Annotated in this window: 25 protein-coding genes, 14 tRNA genes and 1 pseudogene; 14 read left to right on the top strand and 26 right to left on the bottom strand. The window is 64.3% G+C overall.

All coding sequences use genetic code 11. From position 1 onward, the window contains the following. Positions 1–5: 5 nt before the first annotated feature. The 4 genes and pseudogenes from CWS35_RS24205 to CWS35_RS24190 all read left to right on the top strand — a co-directional run bounded on the left by CWS35_RS24205 (position 6) and on the right by CWS35_RS24190 (position 4,531). Positions 6–2,833, top strand: a pseudogene (locus CWS35_RS24205) (glycosyltransferase). A 282-nt stretch (positions 2,834–3,115) separates the two neighbouring features. Continuing rightward, positions 3,116–3,191 (top strand) — tRNA-Lys (locus CWS35_RS24200). Between the two features lie 344 nt (positions 3,192–3,535). Then, positions 3,536–3,955, top strand: a complete 420-nt coding sequence (locus tag CWS35_RS39855) for a hypothetical protein (RefSeq protein WP_210202722.1) — start codon at positions 3,536–3,538, stop codon at positions 3,953–3,955. Between the two features lie 120 nt (positions 3,956–4,075). Then, positions 4,076–4,531 carry a hypothetical protein gene (locus CWS35_RS24190; protein WP_100954145.1) on the top strand — a complete coding sequence of 152 codons (456 nt, stop codon included), beginning with the start codon at positions 4,076–4,078 and terminating at the stop codon, positions 4,529–4,531. A gap of 106 nt (positions 4,532–4,637) precedes the next feature. Here CWS35_RS24190 and CWS35_RS24185 read toward each other — a convergent pair whose 3' ends face one another. The 18 genes from CWS35_RS24185 to CWS35_RS24100 form a co-directional block, all read right to left on the bottom strand. Continuing rightward, positions 4,638–4,874: a hypothetical protein gene (locus tag CWS35_RS24185; RefSeq protein WP_100954143.1), complete on the bottom strand. Its 237-nt coding sequence runs from the start codon at positions 4,872–4,874 to the stop codon at positions 4,638–4,640. Positions 4,875–5,071: 197 nt separating this feature from the next. Then, on the bottom strand, positions 5,072–5,977 hold the full coding sequence (locus CWS35_RS24180; protein WP_100954141.1) for a ribonuclease Z: 906 nt from the start codon (positions 5,975–5,977) through the stop codon (positions 5,072–5,074). Between the two features lie 97 nt (positions 5,978–6,074). Then, positions 6,075–6,150, bottom strand: a tRNA-Trp gene (locus tag CWS35_RS24175). 4 nt (positions 6,151–6,154) lie between these two features. Further along, a tRNA-His gene (locus CWS35_RS24170) sits at positions 6,155–6,230 on the bottom strand. Between the two features lie 34 nt (positions 6,231–6,264). Then, a tRNA-Glu gene (locus tag CWS35_RS24165) sits at positions 6,265–6,336 on the bottom strand. A gap of 5 nt (positions 6,337–6,341) precedes the next feature. Then, positions 6,342–6,416 (bottom strand) — tRNA-Arg (locus tag CWS35_RS24160). Positions 6,417–6,419: 3 nt separating this feature from the next. After that, positions 6,420–6,494 (bottom strand) — tRNA-Glu (locus CWS35_RS24155). 38 nt (positions 6,495–6,532) lie between these two features. Further along, positions 6,533–6,607: transfer RNA gene (locus CWS35_RS24150), tRNA-Phe, on the bottom strand. A gap of 33 nt (positions 6,608–6,640) precedes the next feature. Further along, positions 6,641–6,714: transfer RNA gene (locus tag CWS35_RS39085), tRNA-Gly, on the bottom strand. A 165-nt stretch (positions 6,715–6,879) separates the two neighbouring features. Then, the gene (locus CWS35_RS24140) at positions 6,880–7,416 is read right to left on the bottom strand and encodes an HNH endonuclease (RefSeq protein WP_024584017.1); all 537 of its coding nucleotides are present in this window, start codon (positions 7,414–7,416) and stop codon (positions 6,880–6,882) included. A 50-nt stretch (positions 7,417–7,466) separates the two neighbouring features. Then, positions 7,467–7,542: transfer RNA gene (locus CWS35_RS24135), tRNA-Asp, on the bottom strand. Positions 7,543–7,546: 4 nt separating this feature from the next. After that, positions 7,547–7,630: transfer RNA gene (locus CWS35_RS24130), tRNA-Leu, on the bottom strand. Positions 7,631–7,653: 23 nt separating this feature from the next. Next, positions 7,654–7,728, bottom strand: a tRNA-Ile gene (locus CWS35_RS24125). 7 nt (positions 7,729–7,735) lie between these two features. Next, positions 7,736–7,810, bottom strand: a tRNA-Val gene (locus CWS35_RS24120). Between the two features lie 7 nt (positions 7,811–7,817). After that, positions 7,818–7,897 (bottom strand) — tRNA-Leu (locus CWS35_RS24115). A gap of 19 nt (positions 7,898–7,916) precedes the next feature. Further along, positions 7,917–8,001, bottom strand: a tRNA-Leu gene (locus tag CWS35_RS24110). A 217-nt stretch (positions 8,002–8,218) separates the two neighbouring features. Further along, positions 8,219–8,413, bottom strand: coding sequence for a hypothetical protein (locus CWS35_RS24105; protein WP_100954139.1), 195 nt, complete (start codon positions 8,411–8,413; stop codon positions 8,219–8,221). Positions 8,414–8,881: 468 nt separating this feature from the next. Further along, positions 8,882–9,076, bottom strand: coding sequence for a hypothetical protein (locus CWS35_RS24100; RefSeq protein WP_024584015.1), 195 nt, complete (start codon positions 9,074–9,076; stop codon positions 8,882–8,884). A gap of 120 nt (positions 9,077–9,196) precedes the next feature. On the opposite strand from CWS35_RS24100, the gene CWS35_RS24095 reads away from it, so the two are divergent. After that, positions 9,197–9,535: a hypothetical protein gene (locus CWS35_RS24095; protein WP_157817215.1), complete on the top strand. Its 339-nt coding sequence runs from the start codon at positions 9,197–9,199 to the stop codon at positions 9,533–9,535. A 65-nt stretch (positions 9,536–9,600) separates the two neighbouring features. On the opposite strand, the gene CWS35_RS24090 is transcribed toward CWS35_RS24095, so the two are convergent. The 4 genes from CWS35_RS24090 to CWS35_RS24080 form a co-directional block, all read right to left on the bottom strand. Further along, on the bottom strand, positions 9,601–10,059 hold the full coding sequence (locus CWS35_RS24090) for a hypothetical protein (RefSeq protein WP_100954135.1): 459 nt from the start codon (positions 10,057–10,059) through the stop codon (positions 9,601–9,603). A gap of 36 nt (positions 10,060–10,095) precedes the next feature. Further along, the gene (locus CWS35_RS39610; protein WP_168200212.1) at positions 10,096–10,260 is read right to left on the bottom strand and encodes a hypothetical protein; all 165 of its coding nucleotides are present in this window, start codon (positions 10,258–10,260) and stop codon (positions 10,096–10,098) included. Between the two features lie 90 nt (positions 10,261–10,350). Further along, entirely contained in the window at positions 10,351–10,617 is a 267-nt protein-coding gene (locus CWS35_RS24085; RefSeq protein ID WP_100956623.1) for a DUF3551 domain-containing protein, read from the bottom strand. Between the two features lie 369 nt (positions 10,618–10,986). Next, complete coding sequence (locus CWS35_RS24080) at positions 10,987–11,838, bottom strand: 3-hydroxybutyryl-CoA dehydrogenase (RefSeq protein WP_100954133.1); 852 nt, start codon at positions 11,836–11,838, stop codon at positions 10,987–10,989. A gap of 617 nt (positions 11,839–12,455) precedes the next feature. Here CWS35_RS24080 and CWS35_RS39605 point away from each other — a divergent pair. The 7 genes from CWS35_RS39605 (at position 12,456) to CWS35_RS24045 (ending at position 16,608) form a co-directional block, all read left to right on the top strand. Then, on the top strand, positions 12,456–12,605 hold the full coding sequence (locus tag CWS35_RS39605; RefSeq protein WP_168200213.1) for a hypothetical protein: 150 nt from the start codon (positions 12,456–12,458) through the stop codon (positions 12,603–12,605). Positions 12,606–12,732: 127 nt separating this feature from the next. Next, positions 12,733–12,936: a hypothetical protein gene (locus CWS35_RS24070; RefSeq protein ID WP_100954131.1), complete on the top strand. Its 204-nt coding sequence runs from the start codon at positions 12,733–12,735 to the stop codon at positions 12,934–12,936. 133 nt (positions 12,937–13,069) lie between these two features. Then, positions 13,070–13,342 (top strand): hypothetical protein, encoded by a 273-nt coding sequence (locus tag CWS35_RS24065; RefSeq protein WP_024584008.1) that lies wholly within the window; start codon positions 13,070–13,072, stop codon positions 13,340–13,342. Between the two features lie 193 nt (positions 13,343–13,535). Continuing rightward, entirely contained in the window at positions 13,536–14,825 is a 1,290-nt protein-coding gene (locus CWS35_RS24060; RefSeq protein WP_100954129.1) for a hemolysin family protein, read from the top strand. A 129-nt stretch (positions 14,826–14,954) separates the two neighbouring features. Continuing rightward, positions 14,955–15,554 (top strand): formyltransferase family protein, encoded by a 600-nt coding sequence (locus CWS35_RS24055; protein ID WP_024584006.1) that lies wholly within the window; start codon positions 14,955–14,957, stop codon positions 15,552–15,554. Positions 15,555–15,749: 195 nt separating this feature from the next. After that, positions 15,750–16,109: a hypothetical protein gene (locus CWS35_RS24050; protein ID WP_080890971.1), complete on the top strand. Its 360-nt coding sequence runs from the start codon at positions 15,750–15,752 to the stop codon at positions 16,107–16,109. Beyond that, positions 16,054–16,608 (top strand): hypothetical protein, encoded by a 555-nt coding sequence (locus CWS35_RS24045; protein ID WP_168226370.1) that lies wholly within the window; start codon positions 16,054–16,056, stop codon positions 16,606–16,608. The genes CWS35_RS24050 and CWS35_RS24045 overlap by 56 nt, the downstream gene beginning before the upstream one ends. A gap of 92 nt (positions 16,609–16,700) precedes the next feature. Here CWS35_RS24045 and CWS35_RS24040 read toward each other — a convergent pair whose 3' ends face one another. Continuing rightward, a complete protein-coding gene (locus CWS35_RS24040; protein ID WP_100954127.1) occupies positions 16,701–17,099 on the bottom strand; it encodes a RidA family protein in 399 nt (132 codons plus the stop codon). Between the two features lie 143 nt (positions 17,100–17,242). Here CWS35_RS24040 and CWS35_RS24035 point away from each other — a divergent pair, with 143 nt between their 5' ends. Then, complete coding sequence (locus tag CWS35_RS24035; protein ID WP_024584003.1) at positions 17,243–18,118, top strand: DMT family transporter; 876 nt, start codon at positions 17,243–17,245, stop codon at positions 18,116–18,118. Positions 18,119–18,193: 75 nt separating this feature from the next. Here CWS35_RS24035 and CWS35_RS24030 read toward each other — a convergent pair whose 3' ends face one another. Both CWS35_RS24030 and cysK read right to left on the bottom strand, forming a co-directional pair. Continuing rightward, a complete protein-coding gene (locus CWS35_RS24030) occupies positions 18,194–18,433 on the bottom strand; it encodes a BrnA antitoxin family protein (RefSeq protein WP_024584002.1) in 240 nt (79 codons plus the stop codon). An 18-nt stretch (positions 18,434–18,451) separates the two neighbouring features. After that, positions 18,452–19,426, bottom strand: a complete 975-nt coding sequence (cysK, locus tag CWS35_RS24025) for a cysteine synthase A (protein WP_100954125.1) — start codon at positions 19,424–19,426, stop codon at positions 18,452–18,454. 226 nt (positions 19,427–19,652) lie between these two features. On the opposite strand from cysK, the gene CWS35_RS24020 reads away from it, so the two are divergent. Next, positions 19,653–19,868, top strand: a complete 216-nt coding sequence (locus CWS35_RS24020; RefSeq protein ID WP_024584000.1) for a hypothetical protein — start codon at positions 19,653–19,655, stop codon at positions 19,866–19,868. Positions 19,869–19,878: 10 nt separating this feature from the next. Here CWS35_RS24020 and tgt read toward each other — a convergent pair whose 3' ends face one another. Further along, complete coding sequence (gene tgt, locus CWS35_RS24015; protein ID WP_100954123.1) at positions 19,879–21,012, bottom strand: tRNA guanosine(34) transglycosylase Tgt; 1,134 nt, start codon at positions 21,010–21,012, stop codon at positions 19,879–19,881. Positions 21,013–21,222: the final 210 nt, after the last annotated feature.

Here is a 21,222-nt window from a genome sequence, read left to right as displayed (position 1 = left end):
CCGCGATGCGCGCCGTCGTCGCCGTCCTGTTGCTTGTCACCGCCGCCCACGCCGCCCTGTGGGGTCTCTTCCAGGAGAAGCAGTCGGCGCCCGATTTCCGTGGCACGCTGCCGAGCCTGTCCTACGCGCCGTTCGAATCGGGCCACACTGTCGCTGATGTCGCGGCCGACACCGAGAAGGTGCGCGCGGATCTCAGAAAGCTGTCGACGCTCACCAAGGCGGTCCGTCTCTATTCGTCGACGGAAGGCAACGAGCTGGTGCCGCCGGTTGCCGCCGAGTTCGGCATGAAGGTCACGGTCGGCGCGTGGATCGACAAGGACGCCAACCGCAACAATCGCGAAATCGAAGCCGCGATCGGCCTTGCGAAGCGCAACAGCAATGTCATCGGCATCGTGGTCGGCAACGAGACCGTGTTCCGCGGCGAGCAAGTCCCGCTGGAAAACCTCGGCACGGTGCCTGAGATCGGCGTGCCGCCGGAGGAATCCGAGCGCATCCTGCGCGAGGAAGCGCAACGTCTTCACGACGCCGACGCGCAGCCCGAGGACAAGCGGGCCGAAGCCATGAAATTGGCGATCGCCGAAAACAACGTGCAGCGGCTGGTCAAGGTGATTCAGCGGGTCAAGAAGTCGGTCAGCGTTCCCGTCACCACGGGTGAAATCTGGAACATCTGGCGCGACCATCCGCAGCTCGCCAATTCGGCCGATTTCGTCGCGGCCCACGTGCTGCCCTACTGGGAAAACTTCACCGACAAGCAGGCGGTGGACCAGGCGGTCGACCGTTACAACCTGCTGCGCGACTCGTTCCCCGGCAAGCGCATCCTGATCGCGGAATTCGGCTGGCCGAGCCAGGGCTACAATCTTCGCAACGCCGAGCCCGGCGCGTTCCAGCAGGCCACGGTGCTGCGCAACTTCGTCACCCGCGCCGAAGCCATCGGCATGGACTACAACATCGTCGAATCCATCGATCAGCCCTGGAAATTCTTCGAAGGCGGCGTCGGTCCCTATTGGGGCATCCTCAATGCCGACCGCGAGGCGAAGTTCGCCTGGACCGGCCCTGTCACCGACCTGAACTACTGGAAGATCGCGCTGGTCGCCGTCCTGGTCGGGCTGTTCATGTCGCTGCCGATCCTGCGGCTGGACCAGCCGACGGTGATGCAGGCGCTGGTGCTGTCGGCCGCGGCCAATGGCGTCGGCGCCTGGGTCGCGACCGTGTTCTCATACTGGACCACGCATTATTTCGTCTGGGGCTCGGCGTTCGCGCTCACGCTCGGTCTGGTGCTGCTGGTGCCGCTGGTGCTGATCGCGATGGCGCGGATCGAGGAGATCGCCGCGGTGGCCTTCGGCCGCGGCCCGCGCCGGCTGATCGGCAAGAGCGCGCCGCTCGCGCCCGCCACGATCGGCGAGAACGTCCAGTTCCCCAAGGTCTCGATCCACATCCCGGCCTATTACGAGCCGGTCGAGATGCTGAAGCAGACGCTCGATGCGGTGTCGCGGCTCGACTATCCGAATTTCGAGTGCGTCTGCATCATCAACAACACGCCCGACCCGAGTTCTGGCGGCCGATCCAGGATCACTGCCGGCAACTCGGCGAACGCTTCAAGTTCATCAATGCCGAGAAGGTGCAGGGCTTCAAGGCCGGCGCGCTGCGCATTGCGATGGAGCGCACCGCTGTTGATGCCGAGATCATCGGCATCATCGACGCCGACTATGTCGTGCACCCGGACTGGCTGAAGGATCTCGTGCCGGCCTTCGCCGATCCCCGCGTCGGCCTGGTGCAGGCGCCGCAGGAGCATCGCGACGGCGACCGCTCGCTGATGCACTACATCATGAACGGGGAATATGCCGGGTTCTTCGACATCGGCATGGTCCAGCGCAACGAGTTCAACGCCATCATCGTGCACGGCACGATGTGCCTGATCCGCCGCGCCGCGATGGACAAGGTCGGCGGCTGGTCGAGCGACACGATCTGCGAGGACACCGATCTCGGCCTCTCGATCCAGCAGGCGGGCTGGCTCACGCACTATACCAATGTGCGCTACGGCGAAGGCCTGCTGCCCGACACCTATGAGGCGTTCAAGAAGCAGCGTCACCGCTGGGCCTATGGCGGCTTCCAGATCGTCAAGAAGCACTGGCGGCGCTTCCTGCCCGGCGCCAGCCGCCTGACGCCGGATCAGCGCCGCGAATTCTCGCTCGGCTGGCTGAACTGGCTCGGCGCCGAGAGTCTCGGCGTCGTGGTCGCGATCCTCAATTTGATCTGGGTGCCGATCGTCGCCTTCGCCGACATCGCGATCCCCGACAAGATCCTGACCCTGCCGATCATCGCCTCCTTCATCGTCTCGCTGGTGCATTTCGTCGCGCTCTACCGGCTGCGGGTGAACATCAAGGCCGGCCAGATGCTGGGCGCGATGATCGCGGCGATGAGCGTGCAGTGGACGGTGTCGCGCGCGGTGGCGCAGGGCCTGATCACCGAGCATCTCGCCTTCGCCCGCACCTCCAAAGGCGGCCTGTCGCGGATGTCGATCGAGTTCCAGGCGTTTTGGGAAGCCGTGATCGGCGTGCTGCTCCTGATCGGCGCCATCGTGCTGGTCGTCACCAACGGCTACAAGCAGGTGCGCGAGATCTACATCTTCGCCGGCGTCCTGGTGTTGCAGAGCCTGCCGTTCCTGGCGGCGGTCGCGATCGCGATCCTGGAGAATTCGCGGATCAACGAGTTCGCGTTCTGGCGCAACAGCGCGATCCGCACCGCTGAACTGATCGGGCTGCGCCCGGTCAGCCTGCCTTCGGTCGCCGCCCCGCAGCAGCCGGTCGGCTCGGAAATCCACCGCGACAATTAGAGCGTTTTCGAGCGAAGTGGATACCGGTTCGCGTGAAGAAAACGCGTCAAGACAAGAACCTAGAGCCCCGTTCCGATTCCATCGGAACGGGAAAGCCTCTAGCCCGCTTCAAGAAACGGCCCTAACCCGAGGTGCCGGAATGGCAAATCCGCCTCAGCGGTGCACAATTGATCGGCCCCTCGGCTATTGACCCGATGGGCCCTGCCCCCTACACAGCGCGGGCTGGAGCACGAACCGGGGTGCGGGCAACCGCCGCCGCCCGGGTCCGTTGTTCAGGTGAGTGAGCGCGTAGCTCAGGCGGTAGAGCACGTGACTTTTAATCATGGGGTCGAGGGTTCGAGTCCCTCCGCGCTCACCAAGCAAATTCAATAGCTTAGACAGAAATGCGAGCAGTCGCCCAAATCGCTGTGTCTGCAAATTGGATGTCGCGCTCGATGTTTTACGGCTGCGCGGCACAATACTGACCGGTGATAAAGGGCACCGCGGCGCGGGTCTCGGCTCTCGGACAGCACCGCCGTCTCCGCGCCTTCTCACCAGAGACATCTAGGCGCCGATAGTCGTCGAACTCTGATCCAACGGCGTCAATCAGACTCTGGCGCGGATTCGACTTCAAGTCGTCGAAGTACCACACATCTTGTGCTCCCTTGATCCCGGGCCCATATGGCTTCGCCAGTGACCGTCACTTTTCAGCAGAGTTTTTTCATGACCAACAATGTCGAAGTCTTTTATGCAAAGCGATGCGACCCGAACGTGGTTGATTACGTCTCGACCGGCGATCCTCGGATGGGGACGCGAGAGGCAATTCATCGTGACGGCATGGTCATTGACCCAATGTCACAGGCATTTTGCCCACGCGAGTGGCTCGATGAACACGGCTACGTTGATCCAGCTCGGGCCCTGAAACCAGGAGCAATGGATAGCCTCAGGGCATTAAGCGCCAAATGCGCATGCGGCTGCACTGTATTCGAGCTTAAGCGCCATGGTGAGAACGACAGCGTCGTTTGCCTTGATTGCGGAAACGGGATGTTCAAGTCGTCCTTCGATGCTCATACCGGTGGCTGGATGGCTGGCTGGATCAATCCGCAAACCATGCTGCGCCTTCGCGACGTTGTCGGCATGTAGTGACGTCTACGCTCAGTCAACCTCGGCTGCGTCAGCCGTCTGTGGATCGTCCTCGATGTTCTCGTTCATGCACTCCCGGCCGAAATTGTTCCGCCCGCGAGATGGTAAGATGAGGGTCAAATGACTGAGAGTCCGAAGCCGTCGGTGCCACCCAACATCGAGGAATTTAACAAGGTCGTGGCACTCGTCTTCGCCCAATTGTATGAGGCATTTCCCATAATGGTCGACCTTATCGATCGCGACGGAATTGCGGCGGCTTTCGAAGTAAAGGCGGGCGAATGGGCTTCACACAAGCTGCCTTCGGGCCGAGGCTTCTCGGATGTGATGACCTACACAATTGCTTGGTTGAACAGCCAAAACTACATCGTTTCTAGCGGAGCACATCCCGCTGAGCGGGTTGTGCTCTCCGACAAAGGGCTAGCAGCGCTCAACGCCGTTCCTTCTCAGCTGTCGGGAAGTGTCGGATCGCGGTTAGTGCAACAGACGCGCTCCGGAAACTGGGGTGGAATTCAAGAGGTGATAGGCGGACTCATTGGTAGCGCCGCCGCATCATACCAAAAAGGCATCGTAAGCTGAGTTCGCAGGACGCGAGCCCGCGCCCTCATTTGATGGTTAGTTAGCGTCTCAGTCGGCGAGGATACGCCGTCGATTGACGTCGACGCCGCTCATCTCGAGCAACGCCTCAAGCCAGCGGCAACTCTCCCTGTCCGCCGGTCCAGTCGATGATGTCGACCGGGAGCCCGCGCTTCAGCATCTCGGATTCGAGACTGCCGGCATGACGTTTCCATTCGTGTGTCGAGCGGACCCGGAATTTTGGTTCTTCGTCGTTGGCCTCGAACGCATCGTCGGCTTCGAGTGCGCCGCGGACGGCTTCGTACATCATCTTCAGGCTGGCGTCGGTGAAGGCGCCGTAGTCCATCGGTCGTCTCCCTCAGCTCCGTGAGACGCAAAAGGCCGCCACGCAGCTTCGCGTGGCGGCCTCTTGCTAGCGGCCCATCCAGACGGCCTAGGACGAGGCTGCGCGAGTCGGGTTAATGAAAGGTTGCTGGCGCGATCGCGGCTTGGTCTCACGAGCACGCTCGCAGGCGTTCGCCACCATGGACCGTGAGCTTGCACTCAGATCGTGATGCGGTCGAAGTCGTTGGCGATCCGGCTGTTCGCGAAGCTCGCCGTCGCCTCCGCCAGAATATCCTCGTCCGGGTAACGGCCGGAGATGTGCGTGAGGACGAGTTGCTTGACGCCACTCCGCGCCGCGAGCGCGGCAGCTTCGCCGGCCGTCAAATGTCCGTAGTCACGCGCGGTGGCTGCGTCACGCCGAAGAAACGTCGCTTCGATCACCAGCAGATCGGCGTCGCTGACGTGGTCGGCCAGCCCCTCGGTGGTCTCGGCATCGCCGACGATGACGAGCTTCTTGCGTCCCTCGGCGGGGCCAAGCACCTGCTCCGGGTCGATGGTGCGGCCGTCGTCCAACGTCACCTGCCGTCCCTCGGCGAGCTCCCTGCGAACCGGCCCATCAGGCACGCGCAGCGCCACGAGTTGGTCCACCAGGAGATGCCGGCGCATCGCGCTCTGGAACGAGAAGGCGAAGCTGTCCGTATCGCGGTGGCGGACCGGAAAACAATCGATGGTGAAGTCGCCCGCGTTCAACACGCGTCCCTCGGTCAATGGCATCAGATCGAGCGGGATCGGCGCTCTGCCCTCGCCCCAAAGCCCCGCCAGCATGCGGACCACGACATCGAGCGTGCCCGGCCCGCCATGGATGGTCATCGCATCCGAGCTCTGCCGCAACCGGAGCGTCGAAAACAGCCCGGGGATGCCGAGCACATGATCGAAATGCCCATGCGTCAGCAACAGGCGATCGAGCCGTCGAAAGCCGGCACCGCTCCGCAGCAGCTGGCGCTGCGTTCCCTCGCCGCAATCAACCAGAATCCGGCTGCCGCTCGCCTCGACGAGGATGCCCGGGTGATTGCGCTCGGGAGACGGCACGCTTGCCGAGGTTCCCAGAAAAGTCAGCGCGAACATCGCAGCACCTTTCCTTTGCCAGCCGTCACTGGCTGCATACCGAGATGAAGCATCTGATGGCAGTCTGCTCTTGCCTGTTCAAGTGCCACGCCGATGTTGGCGGGAGAGCCAGGCCTCGAACCTGGAGCCTCCGGATTTGGAAACCGGCGCTCGTTCATTTGAGCTTCACTCCCGAATTGGTCCCGCCTGTCGGACTCGAACCGAGCGTTCCCGGGTCCACAACCCGGTGTCCTGACCACTAGACGAAAGCGGGGATTTGACCGACTTGGCGACGCGCCAGTGACAGATGCTCCCTATCGGACTCGAACCGATGTTCTTGGCCTGAAAAGCCAGCGTCCTGACCGCTAGACGAAGGGAGCAAATCTGGAGCCCACGGCAGGAGTCGAACCTGCGTCCTTCTCGTTCGTAGCGAGGTGCTCATCCACTGAGCTACGTGGGCGATTGGCACTGCCAGCGGGACTCGAACCCGCGTCAACCGGTCGAGAACCGGTCATCCTGACCGCTAGACGATGGCAGCATGCTTCGGCTTCCGTCGCCAAACGGCGACGCAAGAGATGGTGCCCGGAAATGGAATCGAACCACCGACGCGCACGCCTTCAACGTGCCGCTCTACCGCTGAGCTATCCGGGCGAAGTTTGAAAGTGCGCGCAAAGGCGCATGCGATGGCGCGGGCACCGGGAGTCGAACCCGGGCTGTGAGAGTGGCACTCTCACCGACTGCCGTAGTCGTTTACCCGCTTGAATTGGTGCGCAGAGACGGAGTCGAACCGCCACAGGTTTAACCGGCGCGTTTACAGCGCGTTGGGCTCGCCAAATGCCACGGTGTCTGCGCGTGAAAAGCTGTCGCCGGGCGATGCCGGCATGAGAGGCGTCGGCGGCGATCGCAACCGCCGCCGGCTGGGTCTACTTCTCGAGCTCGACGTCCCAGTACAGGAAGTCCTGCCAGGACTCGTGCAGGAAGTTCGGCGGAAACAGCCGCTGCGCCGCCACGAGGTCGTGCTGTGTCGGCTCGTACGGCGCGCGCAACGGCTTCTGGCGAAACCGGGCCTTGCGCGCGTTGCAGGGGCTGCATGCCGCGACGATGTTGCTCCAGGAGGTCTGGCCGCCATCGGCGCGCGGCACGACGTGGTCGAAGGTGAGTTCGCCGCGCAGCTGCTGCTCGCCGCAATACTGGCAGCGAAAGCGATCGCGCAAGAACACGTTGAAGCGCGTGAAGGCAACCCGCGTCTGCGGCCTGACGTACTCACGCAACGCGATCACCGACGGCAGCCGCATCACCGTCGACGGGCTGCGGATGACCTGGTCGTACTCGGCGACGACGACGTGCGTTCCACGCACCACCGCCCTCACGGTATCTTCCCAGCCGAACAGCGACAGCGGGAAGTAACACAGCGGCTGGAAGTCGGCATTCAACACCAGCGCCGGATTTGCGGCGAACATCGTCGACCTCCTGTTGGTTCGCGGTTGCGTGAGTATGCTGCAAGTTTTGGTGGCGCCTCCGGCGGGAATCGAACCCGCCAATGCTCGATCGACAGTCGAGTCCCGTCGCCAGCTGGGTCCGGAGGCAATCTGGTGCGGCCGCCGAGACTTGAACTCGGATGCACGAGGCGCGCGCCCCTCAAGCGCGTGTGTCTGCCATTTCCACCACGGCCGCGAAGTGACGTTGGAAGTGATGTCTGGTGCACGCTGCTGGAATCGAACCAACTGCCACTCGCTTATCAGGCGAGGCCCTCACCGGTCGGACTAACGTGCGTTGAGGTGGTGCGCGCTGACCGGATCGAACGGCCGACATCCTGCTTGTAAAACAGGCGCTCTCCCGCTGAGCTAAGCGCGCGGGATGTTGGTGCCCCAGGCCGGATTCGAACCGGCAACAGAAACTGCTTTTGAGGCAGCGGCGTCTGCCATGTTCCGCCACCGGGGCGATGGGACGATCGTGGAGCTGGTGCGGACGGAGGGAGTCGAACCCACATGCGCAAGGCGCCGGCGTCTGAGACCGGTGCGTCTACCAAATTCCGCCACGTCCGCGAGAAGATGCTGCCGGCGCGGATCGCACGCGCGATCGTTGCGTGTGCTGGGCCACGCCGGCAGGAGAAATTCACAAACGGCCGGGAGCTAATCCGGCCAATCGAACAACCCTCGCTGCCTGAAACCACCATTGCCGCTCCACCGAAGGAGACAGGTACCGGTCAGCGGATCGCCTTATGTCCTTGCGGGGGCGATCATCCCGTAGTCGAAATTCACGTCACGCAGCCGGGTGCTCGCCGCGTCGATGCGGCTGCGTCCGGTTGAGGTAGTCGAGATAGATCTTGCGGGCTTCGGCCTCGGTGACCTTGCGGCGCGCCACGACGATGCGCACGAAGGCAAGCGCGACCGGCGAGGCGAAGATCCTCTGCTCGGCACGGTTCTCGAGTGCTGTGGTGGTCTTGGTGCGGGCCATCTGCCCTCTCCGCCTGATCTGGCGGAGGGTGAATTCCCGCCGCCGGTTACGCTCTTGCTGGTTTCGCTAGCTCTGAACCGAGCCGATAGTTCGGACTCAGCTTCGTCACGCGCATGCACGACCAATCGCTCGACCGGGTAAACGGTCGTTCGATGGCGACGAGCGCGACGATATGTGAGCGTAAGCGCAACACGGTTCGGTCCTCAGAGCGCAGGCAATTCATCTGCCGGCGGATTTGATGGGGCAGCGGTATGCGCAGAAGTCGGCGAATCCGTCAAGACCCCGGCGTGACGCAATCGCAGGGCAAAGCGTTCGTACCGGGACCGTCAAAGGTCGCACGCAGGCGCGGCTAACTCCCTCAGGGTATGAACGATTTGATTTCAGTCGGGCTCGCGCCCTGACAGCCGCGGCGACATCGAAAAAAATTTCGCCGCGGCGGCGTCGGCCACGTCGCGGTGTGTGTCCTGGTCACAGCCCCAGACGTCGAAACAGTTGCGCGAGCGCCGTCGTGGTCGATTGTGCGCGCCGTTCGAGGCCGTCGGCCGCAACGGCGTAGTTGTGCGCCAGGATCTCGAGCGCGCGCCGGGTATCCGGCAGCGTGGACTGGCTTGCCATCTCCAGGCACTGATGCTCGAAGTATCGAAGCTCCTCGAGTTCGGTCATTGCGAATCGTCCGATCAGGTTCCGTATTGTCGAACTCAGTGCGCCTGCGGCCTAGTGAAAGTTTGGCAAGATTATTGCTGGCGCCGGGCTGATCTGGTCGAAGTGTTGCTGGACGCCTGATTGACGATCACCGGCGATCACTGCTGCGTGACGACGCGGAAGCCGACTGCGGATCGACAAGCGCCCCCGATCGTTCCACACTGCCGGCTCCAGGCATCGCAAGCATCCGTGTCGTCGGCCTTGTTGAACCAGATGAAGAAGCGCGATTGGGCCTTCGTGGCGGCATGCGTGTCGGGCGCCGTGCTGTTCGGCGTGTGGAGTTTCCAGATCGGGAACGCGTTTCATCGTTCCCAGGAGACCGCGACCGATCGCTCCAGCTTGCGTCGGAGCGGCCCGGACGACGCCTTGGCGAGCCGTCCGGCCAGCCACGATAGGTGGGCGGCGCCATCGCGCCCCTAGAGCCTTTCCGGTTCCGACGGAATCGGAACGGGGCTCGAAAACGCTCTCATTGCCGCGAATGCGTGCTAGGCCCAGGCAAGGCCTGCGATGACGACGGCGTCATCATCGCCCTTCTCCGCACGCGTAAGCCCCCTGCGGCGCGGGGTGCGCGCAGCGCGACGCTGACGGGTGTCGACCCTGCGCAGCGCCATCGGCACCCGCCGCAACATGCGGCGAATGAATTCGACGGCCTGCCTGCCGGCCACCACGACGGTGGCAATGCGGCTGAAGAAGCCGATCAGGAAGACCATCGAGAAAATGTCGATATAGGCCAGCATATCGCCAACCAGCATCAACTCCGGAGGCAGTGGAATCCGGTGCAGATAGGCAGCGATCAGGATCACGACCGGGATCAGCGCAATCAGCTTCCGCAGGGTCAGCCGGTCGAGCAAGGCGGCGAGTTCGACCACCAGCACCAGCCACAGCCAGTCGCCAAACGCGGCCGGCTTGTCGATCGTCCAGGTCCGCCAGATCCGTTTCCACATCGCAGCGTCGCCCTCCGTTCGGCGCGTACTGGCACGTTACGGCTTCGACGACGCCTCGCCGCCGTTGCCCTCGACCGCGACATCCTGCGCTTCGGTTGCATCAGCGGACGGAAAGATGCGCTCGTAATTCGCCCGGGCTTCGCGGATCAGCCGCGCGCGCTCACGTTCGGATTTCGAGATGAACCTGATGATCTCGCCCATGTGTTCTCCAAGGCAGGGGATAACGATCCGACCATCGGCGATGCAATCATCGTGCCTGACGGATCGCGTGATTGACGCACGTCGCGCGGCTTACCGGATCGCGCGCCGCGGCGGCGTCCGCTGCTGGCTGAATGCCACGCGTGGATTGATGCCGCAGGAGGCAGCGCGGCCCGACGCTGACGCCTCGCACTGCTGGTAGGTCTGGTAACCGCAATAGCCGGGATATCCCTCCTCCTTGCCCTGGATGCACCAGGGATAGTCGAAGGGATCGGCTGCCGCCGCAGGCGTCGCGGAGCCGATCATCCAGCTCGTCCCGAGCGCCGCGAACGCCAGAATTGTCCGATTCGTCCTGCGCATGATCCTGCTTCCTTGCTCGATCGGCATCCAACCCTCGATGTAGGTACGCCGACAAGATCTGCGAGGTTTCCGGCCGCCGCCTCAACAAGCTGTGAGCCTGCATCCACCACGCGGTCGGGAAGAAGCTGCGGTCCGAAGGGGGATTCTTGGGAGGCTGGCCAACCGCGGCACCGGGGCCGGCTCGGTCGGCGGTCCCATCACGCCGGACAAGGCGGCGGCCCAAACAAAAACACGAGACCCGGTGTGCCTAGGAGCCCGGGCCTCGTGTTTGATGTCCCCCGCCTCGAGTGGCGGAAGCTGAGCGTGTACGTCAGGTTCCCGGCGCAATCCATTCCGGATGACTACGGTGTCCGGCCGCGCGGTCCGGCGTCACTTGCTGTAGCTGTAGAACCCCTGCCCGGTCTTGCGGCCGAGATGGCCGGCATCGACCATCTCCTTCAACAGCGGCGCCGGCCGGTACTTGGGGTCGTTGAAGCCGGTGTAGAACACCTCCATCACCGACAACATGGTGTCGAGCCCGATCAGGTCGGCAAGCGCGAGCGGCCCGATCGGATGGTTACAGCCGAGCTTCATCCCGGCATCGATCTCTTCCGCGGTGGCAATGCCTTCCTGCAACGCGAAGATCGCCTCGTTGATCATCGGGCACAGGATGCGGTTCACCGCGAAGCCCGGGCTGTTCTTCGCGGTGATCGCGACCTTGCCGACGCGCTTGGCGAACGCTTCGGCCTTCGCGACCGTGTCGTCCGAGGTCTGCAAGCCCCGGATCAGTTCGAGCAACGCCATCACCGGGACCGGGTTGAAGAAGTGCATCCCGATGAAGCGGTCGGGACGATCGGTGGAAGCCGCAAGGCGGGTGATCGAGATCGAGGAGGTGTTGGTCGCGACCAGCGCGCTCGGCTTCAGCCCGGCGCAGAGATCCTTGAGGATCTTGACCTTCAGCTCCTCGTTTTCGGTGGCGGCCTCGATCACGAGGTCGCAGGCGGCGAGCTTGGCCTTGTCGGTGGTCGCGTTGATGCGCGCGAGCGTCGCGTCGCGATCGGCGGCGGTCATCTTCTCCTTGGAGACGAGGCGATCGAGACTGGTCCCGACCGTCTTCAGGCCGCGCTGCACCGCGGCGTCGGAGATATCCACCATGGTGACGTTGAGCCCCGCCGCCGCGCAGACCTGCGCGATGCCGTTGCCCATGGTTCCGGCGCCGATGATGCCAACCGTCTCGATCATTGTAGCAGTCCTTCCGTCGCTTGCGCCGCCGCGCGGCCGCATCGTCAAAAACGGCGAACCCCGGGGGGGGGTCCGCGGATGGCGCATGCATAGCAGTCCGGTCGAACGACCGATACAGCAAGCGACGGTATTTGAGTGGGGTCTATTCAGGGCGAGGCGGCAGCGGCCGCCGGGGTGGAACGGCGGTCCGCGGCGGCAGCTCGGTGCGCGACGGCTCAGCGGCGCGCGACGGCTCGAACGCACGGTTGAATCTCACGATCCACCAGGCCACCCGTCCGTAGCTGCGGCGCAGCGCGGCTACGAGCCCCTCGTCGATGTCATGGTCCCGGTCCATGGCGATATCGCTAGCCTCCATCCTTGAAGGAACGGTGTGATCCAACCAGGCGCCGCGCAGGCGCCTGTTAGGCAATCACTAACCATTCCTCACATGCTCTCCCCACGCGCGCCGCGTGATCCCGACCAGCCGCACACCGAGCCGGAGCGGCCGGTAGTCTCACGGATTGCAGCAAGTGGAATTCGCGCCGCAGCATCGTCATGGCACGCGACTCGCGTTTTGTTGATCGAATTTTTGCGCGAGCGCCACGACCTACAGGAATTAGACGACGAGGGCTACGCCCATGCTTGCCGAAAAATTCATTCTGCTGCTCGAGACATTGCTGCACGGCCAGACCCACACCGACGGAAGCCCGCGCGTGGTGAGCTCGTCGCCGCACATCCCGGTCAAACTTCCGCCCCGCAGCCCGCCGCGGGATCACGCCGAGCACTGAACCCGCCGGCCGCGGATCGCCACGCCAGCCGGGCCGATGCGCGCACAGGCGCCGCGCCCGTGATCCAGCTCATATTTGGCGTTAGCCGACTCGCGCTACACCGCAGCGGCAACAATGCGGGGGCGCGATGCAGAGCAAGATCGGACTGGACACCATCGTCGTCGCCGTCTGCGTTGCCGCATACGCGGCGATCATGCTTGCCCATGTCGCCCTGGAGGATCTCGGCCTGTCCGCCGCCCGGACGCGCCACCTCTCGATGTTTGCCGCGTTTCTCGTCGCGCTGCCGATCGCGCTGGATTTCCTGCGCGCACTTGCCGGCAAGGCTCGCTAGCCGGGTTTGCTGACGCGCCCGCCGCTGCTCAAGATTTCGTCGGCTTGGACCAGGCCTCCCGTCACATTGCGCTAGGTGAAACAACGAGAATCAGCGTTAGTTTGCAACCGATCACCTGGTGGGATTTGGTGGCATGACCCGGCCCGACGTCTCAGATCAGAAGGTTTTGGATCAGAAGCTCTTGGATCAAAACATCCGCGAACTACAGGAGTGGCTGCGCCAAGCCTGGCAGCAGCTCGCGGACCCCTCGCTCACCGCGTTCTCCCGCCGCGAATTGCGCAACCAGATGAAGCAATGCAACGCCGATTTGCGCATGCAGTTGCAGGTTGTTTCCGAACGGGCAGCGATGCAGCCGGCTTCGTCCGCCAGGACGTTCGCCAAGCCGGAGCTGCGGATTCTCGCCTGAACCCGTTCGCCCGACGTGAATTCCGGATCGCGTGAAACAACGCGCCAAAATGCCGCGCGATCTCCTGCTGCATGCGCGCCATACGCACGCTCTGCTTGCGCGCGAACAGCGCACAAGGCAGAGCAAACCGGCGCCGGCATGCCTATATAGGGCGTCGAACCGCGGCCAACGCCGCCAAATCCTAGGGATCCCCGTGTTATATCTGGAGCTTGCGATCGTGGCGACCTTGATTGTCGTCAACGGTCTGTTGTCGATGTCGGAGCTCGCCATCGTCTCCTCCCGTCCGGCGCGGCTCGCGGCGCTCGTGGAGCGAGGCGTCAATGGCTCCCGCCGCGCGCTGGCGCTGGCCTCCGACCCCGGCAAGTTCCTCTCCACGGTGCAGATCGGCATCACCCTGATCGGCGTGCTGTCGGGCGCCTTCTCGGGCGCGACGCTCGGCCATCGCTTGACGCAATGGCTGCTCGATATCGGGGTGTCGGCGGGCATCGCCGACGCGATCGGCGTCGGCCTTGTGGTCAGCCTGATCACCTACGCCTCGCTGATCGTCGGCGAGCTGGTGCCGAAGCAGATCGCCCTGCGCGACCCGGAGTCCGTCGCCGTGCGCGTCGCCCCGGCGATGACGACGATGGCGCGACTGTCGTTGCCGGTGGTGTGGCTGCTCGACCGATCCGGCAAGCTGCTGCTGTGGCTGCTCGGTCATCGCGAGGATGCGCAGGACCGGGTCAGCGAGGACGAGATCAAGACGCTGGTGGTGGAAGCCGAGAATGCCGGCGTGCTGGAGCCCGGTGAAAAGGAGATGATCGCCGGCGTGATGCGGCTCGGCGATCTTCCGGTCGGCGCCGTGATGACGCCGCGCCACGAAGTCAGCCTGATCGATCTGGCCGCACCGGCGCCCGAAATCCTGGCGACGCTACAGAGGAGCAATCACTCGCGCTGCGTGGTGTTCGACGGCAATCGCGACCAGGCGCTCGGCATCATCCAGGCCAAGGACGTGCTCGACGTCTACCTCGCCGGCCAGACGCCGGACATCCGCGCGTTGACGCGCGATGCGCCGATCATCCCGGAGACCGTGGATGCCCGCGACGTGGTCGCGATCCTGCGCGACTCCGCGGTGCATATCGGCCTCGTGCACGACGAATACGGCACCTTCCAGGGCGTCGTCACCAGCGCCGACATTCTCGAAGCCATCGTCGGCGCCTTCCACACCGAGGAAGGCCCGGCCGAGCCGGCCTGGGTCAGGCGCGACGACGGCTCGTACCTGGTTTCGGGCTGGATGCCGGCGCTGGAATTCAGCGAACTGCTCGGCATCGTGCTGCCCTCGCCCCGGCCCTACCAGACCGCGGCCGGCTTCCTGCTGCATGCCTTCGGCGCGATCCCCGAGGTCGGCGCGAAGACCAGCGCGCAGGGCTGGCAGTTCGAGATCGTCGACCTCGACGGGAGGCGGATCGATAAGATCCTGGCGAGCAGGCAGCCGGCGGCCTGACATTGCCAGGCGGCCGGCCTGTTGATAACCGGCAGGACGGCGAAACAGTCGGCTGCGCTGTGCTATCGGCATAGCGGCAGCCGAGCGATCCCAGAGCAAATCCCGAATAACCCCCACGGAATTCATCCCATGCGCATTACCCTTGTCGGTTCCCGCCATTTCGGCGTGACGACCCTGAACATGCTGCGCGAGCACCACGTCACGCTGGTCAGGGTGGTTGTCCATGACGGCGAGGACCGCCTGGCGGCTGCGGCCAGGGCGGCCGGCATCGAGGTTGTCGTTCAGGCCGATCCGAAGCTCGTGACCGCCGCCGAGATCGCGCCGGGCACCGACCTGATCGTGACCGCCCACAGCCACGCCCGCGTCAGCAAGGAGGCGCTCGCCGTGGCCAAGCTCGGCGGCATTGGCTACCACCCGTCGCTGCTGCCCCGGCACCGCGGCATCGCCGCGGTGGAATGGACCATCAAGGAAGGCGATCCGATCGCCGGCGGCACCATCTATCACCTCGCCGACCGCATGGACGCCGGCGCTATCGCCGCCCAGGACTGGGTGTTCGTCAAGAAAGGCGAGACCGCCCGCGAATTGTGGGAGCGCGCGCTGGCGCCGCTCGGCCTTCGCCTGCTTGCCGAGGTCATCGACTACGGCAAGGTCAACGGGGCGCTGCCGGCCAAGCCGCAGGATGAGCAGTTTGCGACCAAGGCCCCCAATCTGAGCCCCGACAAGCACTAATCTACAACTCAGGTAATAAAATACCTTCAATCAAGCAAGCGTGACCGGGATTTTTCGTTCCTGATCCGGAACCGAATTCACCATGATGTGTTTGAGTTCACAGGAACATTCGGGGACGCTTGCGACGCAGCAAATTTTGAACACATTGTGACAGGATAAGCCGCGTCATCACACGAAATTACAGGGATTTGATTCATGCGTTCGATCCGCATTCGCGACCTGATTTTGGTCACTTCGGTCGCTTCGGCCGCCGCCCTCGCCGCTGCTCCCGCATCCGCTCAGCAGCCTTATGACGGCCTCTGGAACGTCACTGTGGTCACCAAGACCGGCAGCTGCGAACCGTCGCAAAGCTCGACCGTGACCGTTGCCGAAGGAAAGATCTCGGCACAGGGCGCCGCGATCTCTGGAACCGTCGGCAGCGGGGGACTTGTGCGGGTCTCGATCAATGGTGCATATGCGAACGGACAACTCAGTGGTAACTCCGGATCGGGGAAGTGGAATGGGGCATCAGCTGGCGTACCGTGCAGCGGCCGATGGGAAGCGTCCCGTCAGTAAGATCACCAACGTACCGAGCTTCTACGGCATCGCGCGGCGGCCAGCATTAGCAGCCGCCTTTTTTTTCGCGGCTGCATTGGCTAGCAGCGCTGGCCATGCGCAGTCCGGCCCGTTCGCCGGCATGGCGGGCAGTTGGTCGGGCAGCGGCTCGGTCACGCTCGACGACGGCTCCAGCGAGCGGATTCGCTGCCGTGCGACCTATCATGTCGGCGGCCCCAGGATGAGCATGAGCCTCACCTGCGCCAGCGACGCCTACAAGTTCAACCTGGCGGCCGACGTGCAAGCCGAGGGCAATTCGGTCAGCGGCAACTGGAGCGAGTCCAGCCGCAACGTCAGCGGCTCGTTGCAGGGCCGCGGCGGCGGCGGCAACTTCCAGGTCGTGGCCAGCGCCCCCGGCTTCAACGCCGACATCGCGATGCGCACCACCGGGAACAAGCAGGCCGTCACGATCAGGGCCGACAGCCAGTTCCGCGGCGCCAACATCACGCTGACGAAGTAGTCGATCGCTACTCCAACAAGAAAAGCCCTCGGGTCATCCCCGAGGGCTTTTTTGCTGATTGGATCGCGATCGCCACGCGCGTCTCGGCCGCGCTATGCGGCCGGCACGAACGCCGTGACCTCGATCTCGACCTTGGCGCGCTGATCGACCAGCCCATCGATATAGAGCAGCGTGGACGGCGGGAAATTGCGCCCGAGCGTCTCCTTCCACGCCGCGCCGATGCCGGCGCCCGCAGCCTCGTATTCAGCGCGGCTGGTCAGGTACCAGGTCAGGCGGACGATGTGCTCGGGACCGGCGCCGGCCTCGTTGAGGAGCTTGATGATGCGCTTCAGCGCGGTGCCGACCTGGCCGGCCATGTCGGGCTGATATTCGCCCTTCTCATCCCCGCCGGTCTGCCCTGCGAGCACGATCCAACGGCCCGGGGCGTCGAATGCGACGCCATGTGAGAAGCCGCGGGGTTTCGACCATTCGGCCGGTTGCAACACACGCATGAGCAGATCCTCCTGATTGGATTCTTCCGGCCCTGCTTAGCATCGATCGCGCAGCGGGCACATCACCACGTCGGCGGAATTGAGCGTTGCAAATTCGCTTCAGCTCGCCGATACGGGAAATCCCTCCCTGCTCATCTCCCGCCATGGACCGTACGCCTTCAAAGACCCGCGCAGCACTCTGGATGTCCGGTTGGCTCGCGATGATGCTGGTCGTGGCGGTGGCCGGCCGCGAGGCGACGCGCGAGGTCAACGTCTTCCAGCTGATGGCCGTTCGCGGCGTGCTCGGCTTCGTGATGCTGTATCCGCTGATCCGGATGAATGGCGGCTTTGCCGTCGTGAAGACCGCACGCGTGCACGTTCACATCGCGCGCAACCTGATCCACTTCTGCGCGCAGCTGGGCTGGTTCTTTGCGCTCACGCTGATTCCGATCGGCCAGGTGGTCGCGATCGAATTCACGATGCCGATCTGGACCGCGATCCTCGCGGCCGGCTTCCTCGGCGAGCGGATGACGTCCCGGAAGGTCGTCGCAATCGTGCTCGGCCTGGTCGGCGTGCTGGTGATCGTGCGGCCGGCGACCGGCGCGATCAATCCGGGCCAGTTGATCGCGCTTGCCGCCGCGGTCGGCTTCGGCATCTCGGTCGCGATCGTGAAGTCGCTGACGCGGACCGAGCAGACGCTTGCAATCATCTTCTGGATGCTGGTGGTGCAGTCGCTCGCCAGCCTCGGGCCCGCGCTGTATGTCTGGACCTGGCCGCCGCTCTCGACCTGGGGCTGGCTCACCGTCATCGCGTTCTGCGGCACCTTCTCGCATTATTGCATGGCGCGCGCGTTGCTCCACGCCGATGCGACCGTCGTGATCCCGATGGATTTCATCCGGGTGCCGCTGACGGCGATCGTCGGCTGGCTGATCTACGCCGAGCGGCTCGACGCATTCACCGTGCTCGGCGCAGCGATGATCCTGGCCGGCAACCTGCTGAACTTGAGGCCCGGCGCGCGCGAGGTGGTCCGCGCATCGTGACGCATCGGGGCCACCGGCCCAACCATCACGACGAACAGCCCGGGGGGCATCCCGGGCTCCCTTGTCTCGGACGCGTTACTTGCCGGCGGCCTTGCGCAGCGCCGCGTTGATGCGGTCCTGCCAGCCGGGGCCGCCCTGCTGGAAATACTCCAGCACATCCTGATCGATCCGCAGCGTGACCTGTTCGCGGACACCAGGGACCGCAACGGTTTTGGGCGGTGCGTCAGCGACCTTGGTGGTGGCGCGCTTGAACGCCGCCTCGGCTTCGCTGCGGGCATCGTTCAGGGTTCGCGGTCGCCTCGGCTGATCGGCCATATCCTGGATTCCTGTGTCTCAGATTCCTTCGAACAACGCCGTCGAGAGATAGCGCTCCGAGAATGACGGCACAATCGCCAGAATGGTCTTGCCCGCAGCTTCCGGCCGCTTGCCGATTTGCAGCGCCGCCGCGATCGCGGCGCCCGATGAGATACCGCCGGGAATGCCTTCGTTGCGTGCGAGCGCGCGTGAGGTCTCGATCGCGGTCGCGCTGTTGATCTTGACGATCTCGTCGATCACGGCGCGGTCGAGAATGTCGGGGACGAAGCCGGCGCCGATGCCCTGGATCTTGTGCGGCGTGTGCTGGCCGCCCGACAGCACCGGGCTCTCCTCCGGCTCCACCGCGACGACCCGCAACGACGGCTTGCGCGGCTTCAGCACCTGCCCGACCCCGGTGATGGTGCCGCCGGTGCCGACACCGGCGACGAAATAGTCGATGTTGCCGCCAGTGTCGTTCCAGATCTCCTCGGCGGTGGTGCGGCGATGGATTTCGGGATTAGCGAGGTTCTTGAACTGCTGCGGCATCACCGCGTTCGGCGTCGTGCGTACCAGTTCTTCCGCGGTCGCGATCGAGCCTTTCATGCCCTGCGCGGCCGGCGTCAGCACGATCTCGGCGCCGAGGAATGCAAGCATCCGCCGCCGCTCGATCGACATCGATTCCGGCATCACGAGCTTCAGCCGATAGCCGCGCGACGCCGCGACATAAGCGAGCGCGATCCCGGTGTTGCCCGAGGTCGGCTCGATCAGCACGGTGTCGGCGTTGATGATGCCGGCCTTCTCCATCGCCACGATCATCGCAGCACCGATGCGGTCCTTCACGCTGGCCGCCGGGTTGAAGTATTCCAGCTTGGCCAGGATCGTGGCGTTGACGCCACCCGCCTGCGGCAGCCTGCGCAGCCGCACGACCGGCGTCGAGCCGATCGCATCGACGATGGAGTCAAAGACGCGTCCGCGTCCGGGTTGCACTGCACTCGTTGTCGATGTCGCGTCCATCAGGCGGCTCCTGTCGCGGAATGTGCCGGGAATGCGGTCTTTCTCTCATTAGAAGCAGCGCATCATGACGCGCAAGTGAGAAACCGCCGCGGCACGAATTCGCTGCACCGCAAAATCAGAACCTGCGTAAATAACGTAAAACCAACGCATTTGTGTTGCGACAAGGTCAAACAAATCGGACTATATGCCTTCGTAAGGTGCAGCTCAGAACGCAAAGGAGGTCACGATGCCAGCTCTTGCTGAGGTTCTGTCGACCGTCGCGTCTAAGCCCGATCCGCGCGGCAGCGATCTGCCGACCTGTCCGGTGTGCGCGGACTCGATGATCGCCGCGGAAGCGTCCGCGTACCTTTATGACAATTTGATCAGCTATCTCTGGACGTGCGACACCTGCGGTTACGGGTTCGTCACCAAGCACACGGTGAAGCCGATCGTGTGCAACTGATCACACACGCTCACCTCGGAGCGATGTCACCGCGCGCCCATCCGGCGCGCGTTTTCGTTCTGAAGTCCTCGAACGTGCCGTTCGCCACCGCGTCGCGGATGCCCTGCATCAGCTCCTGGTAATAGGCGACGTTGATTTCGGACAGCAGCATTGCCCCAAGGGTTTCGCCTGCGCGCACCAGATGATGCAGATAGGCGCGCGAATAGCTCCGTGCCGCCGGCCACGGGCTCTCGTCGTCGAGCGGACGCGGATCGTCGACGTGCCGGGCGTTGCGCAGGTTGATCTGCCCGAAACGGGTGAACGCCATGCCGTGCCGTCCGTTCCGTGTCGGCATCACACAGTCGAACATGTCGACGCCGCGCGCCACGGCTTCCAGAATGTCCTCCGGAGTGCCGACGCCCATCAGATAGCGCGGCCGATCCGACGGCAGCGCCGGCGCGGTCTCTTCGATCATCGCCAGCATCACCGCCTGCGGCTCGCCGACCGCCAGCCCGCCGATCGCATAACCATGAAAGCCGATGTCGGTCAGCCCGCGCGCGCTGGCGTGTCGGAGATCGGGGACGTCGCCGCCCTGCACGATGCCGAACAGCATGTAGCCGTCCGGCGCGCTGTCGAAGGCACGCTTGGAACGCTCGGCCCAGCGCAGCGAGAGCTGCATCGCGCGCTCGATGTCGGCGCGCTCCGCCGGCAGCCGCACGCATTCGTCCATCTGCATCGCAATGTCGGAGCCGAGCAGCCGCTGCACCTCGATCGACCGCTCCGGCGACAGCTCGACCTTGGCGCCGTCGATATGCGACCGGAAGGTCACCGCCTGCTCGGTCACCTTGCGCAGCTCCGAGAGCGACATCACCTGGAAACCGCCGGAATCGGTCAGCATCGGGCCGCCCCAGCCGGTGAAACGTTGCAGGCCGCCCAGCCCGGCAATGCGCTCGGCGCCCGGCCGCAGCATCAGGTGATAGGTGTTGCCGAGCACGATATCGGCCCCGGCATCGCGCACCTCGCGCCAATGCATGCCCTTCATGGCGCCTGATGTGCCGACCGGCATGAACGCCGGCGTCCGCACCACGCCATGCGGCGTGGTCAGGCGGCCGGTGCGGGCCGCGCCGTCGGTTGCCAGCAGCTCGAAATGATTGGGAGGATTCATGCGGCTGCTTATTGCGTGTCGCCGGGACCCGATCAACCCGTCCGATAACGGCTCTCGCGCGACTTCGTGAACGCGGTGGGCCGCTCCAAAGCTTGCCGTGGAACCAGCCTTGGGTTAAACAAAACGAAACCGTATCGTTTTATGTCAACAATAAGGCGGCGGAACTTGCCGCTGCGACTGCGATCCGCGCGAAACCTGACCGAGCGAGAT

The organism is Bradyrhizobium sp. SK17, from assembly GCF_002831585.1.
Lineage (GTDB): Bacteria > Pseudomonadota > Alphaproteobacteria > Rhizobiales > Xanthobacteraceae > Bradyrhizobium.
Note: the sequence above shows the minus strand (reverse complement) of the source record. Positions and strands in the feature narration are given on the sequence as shown.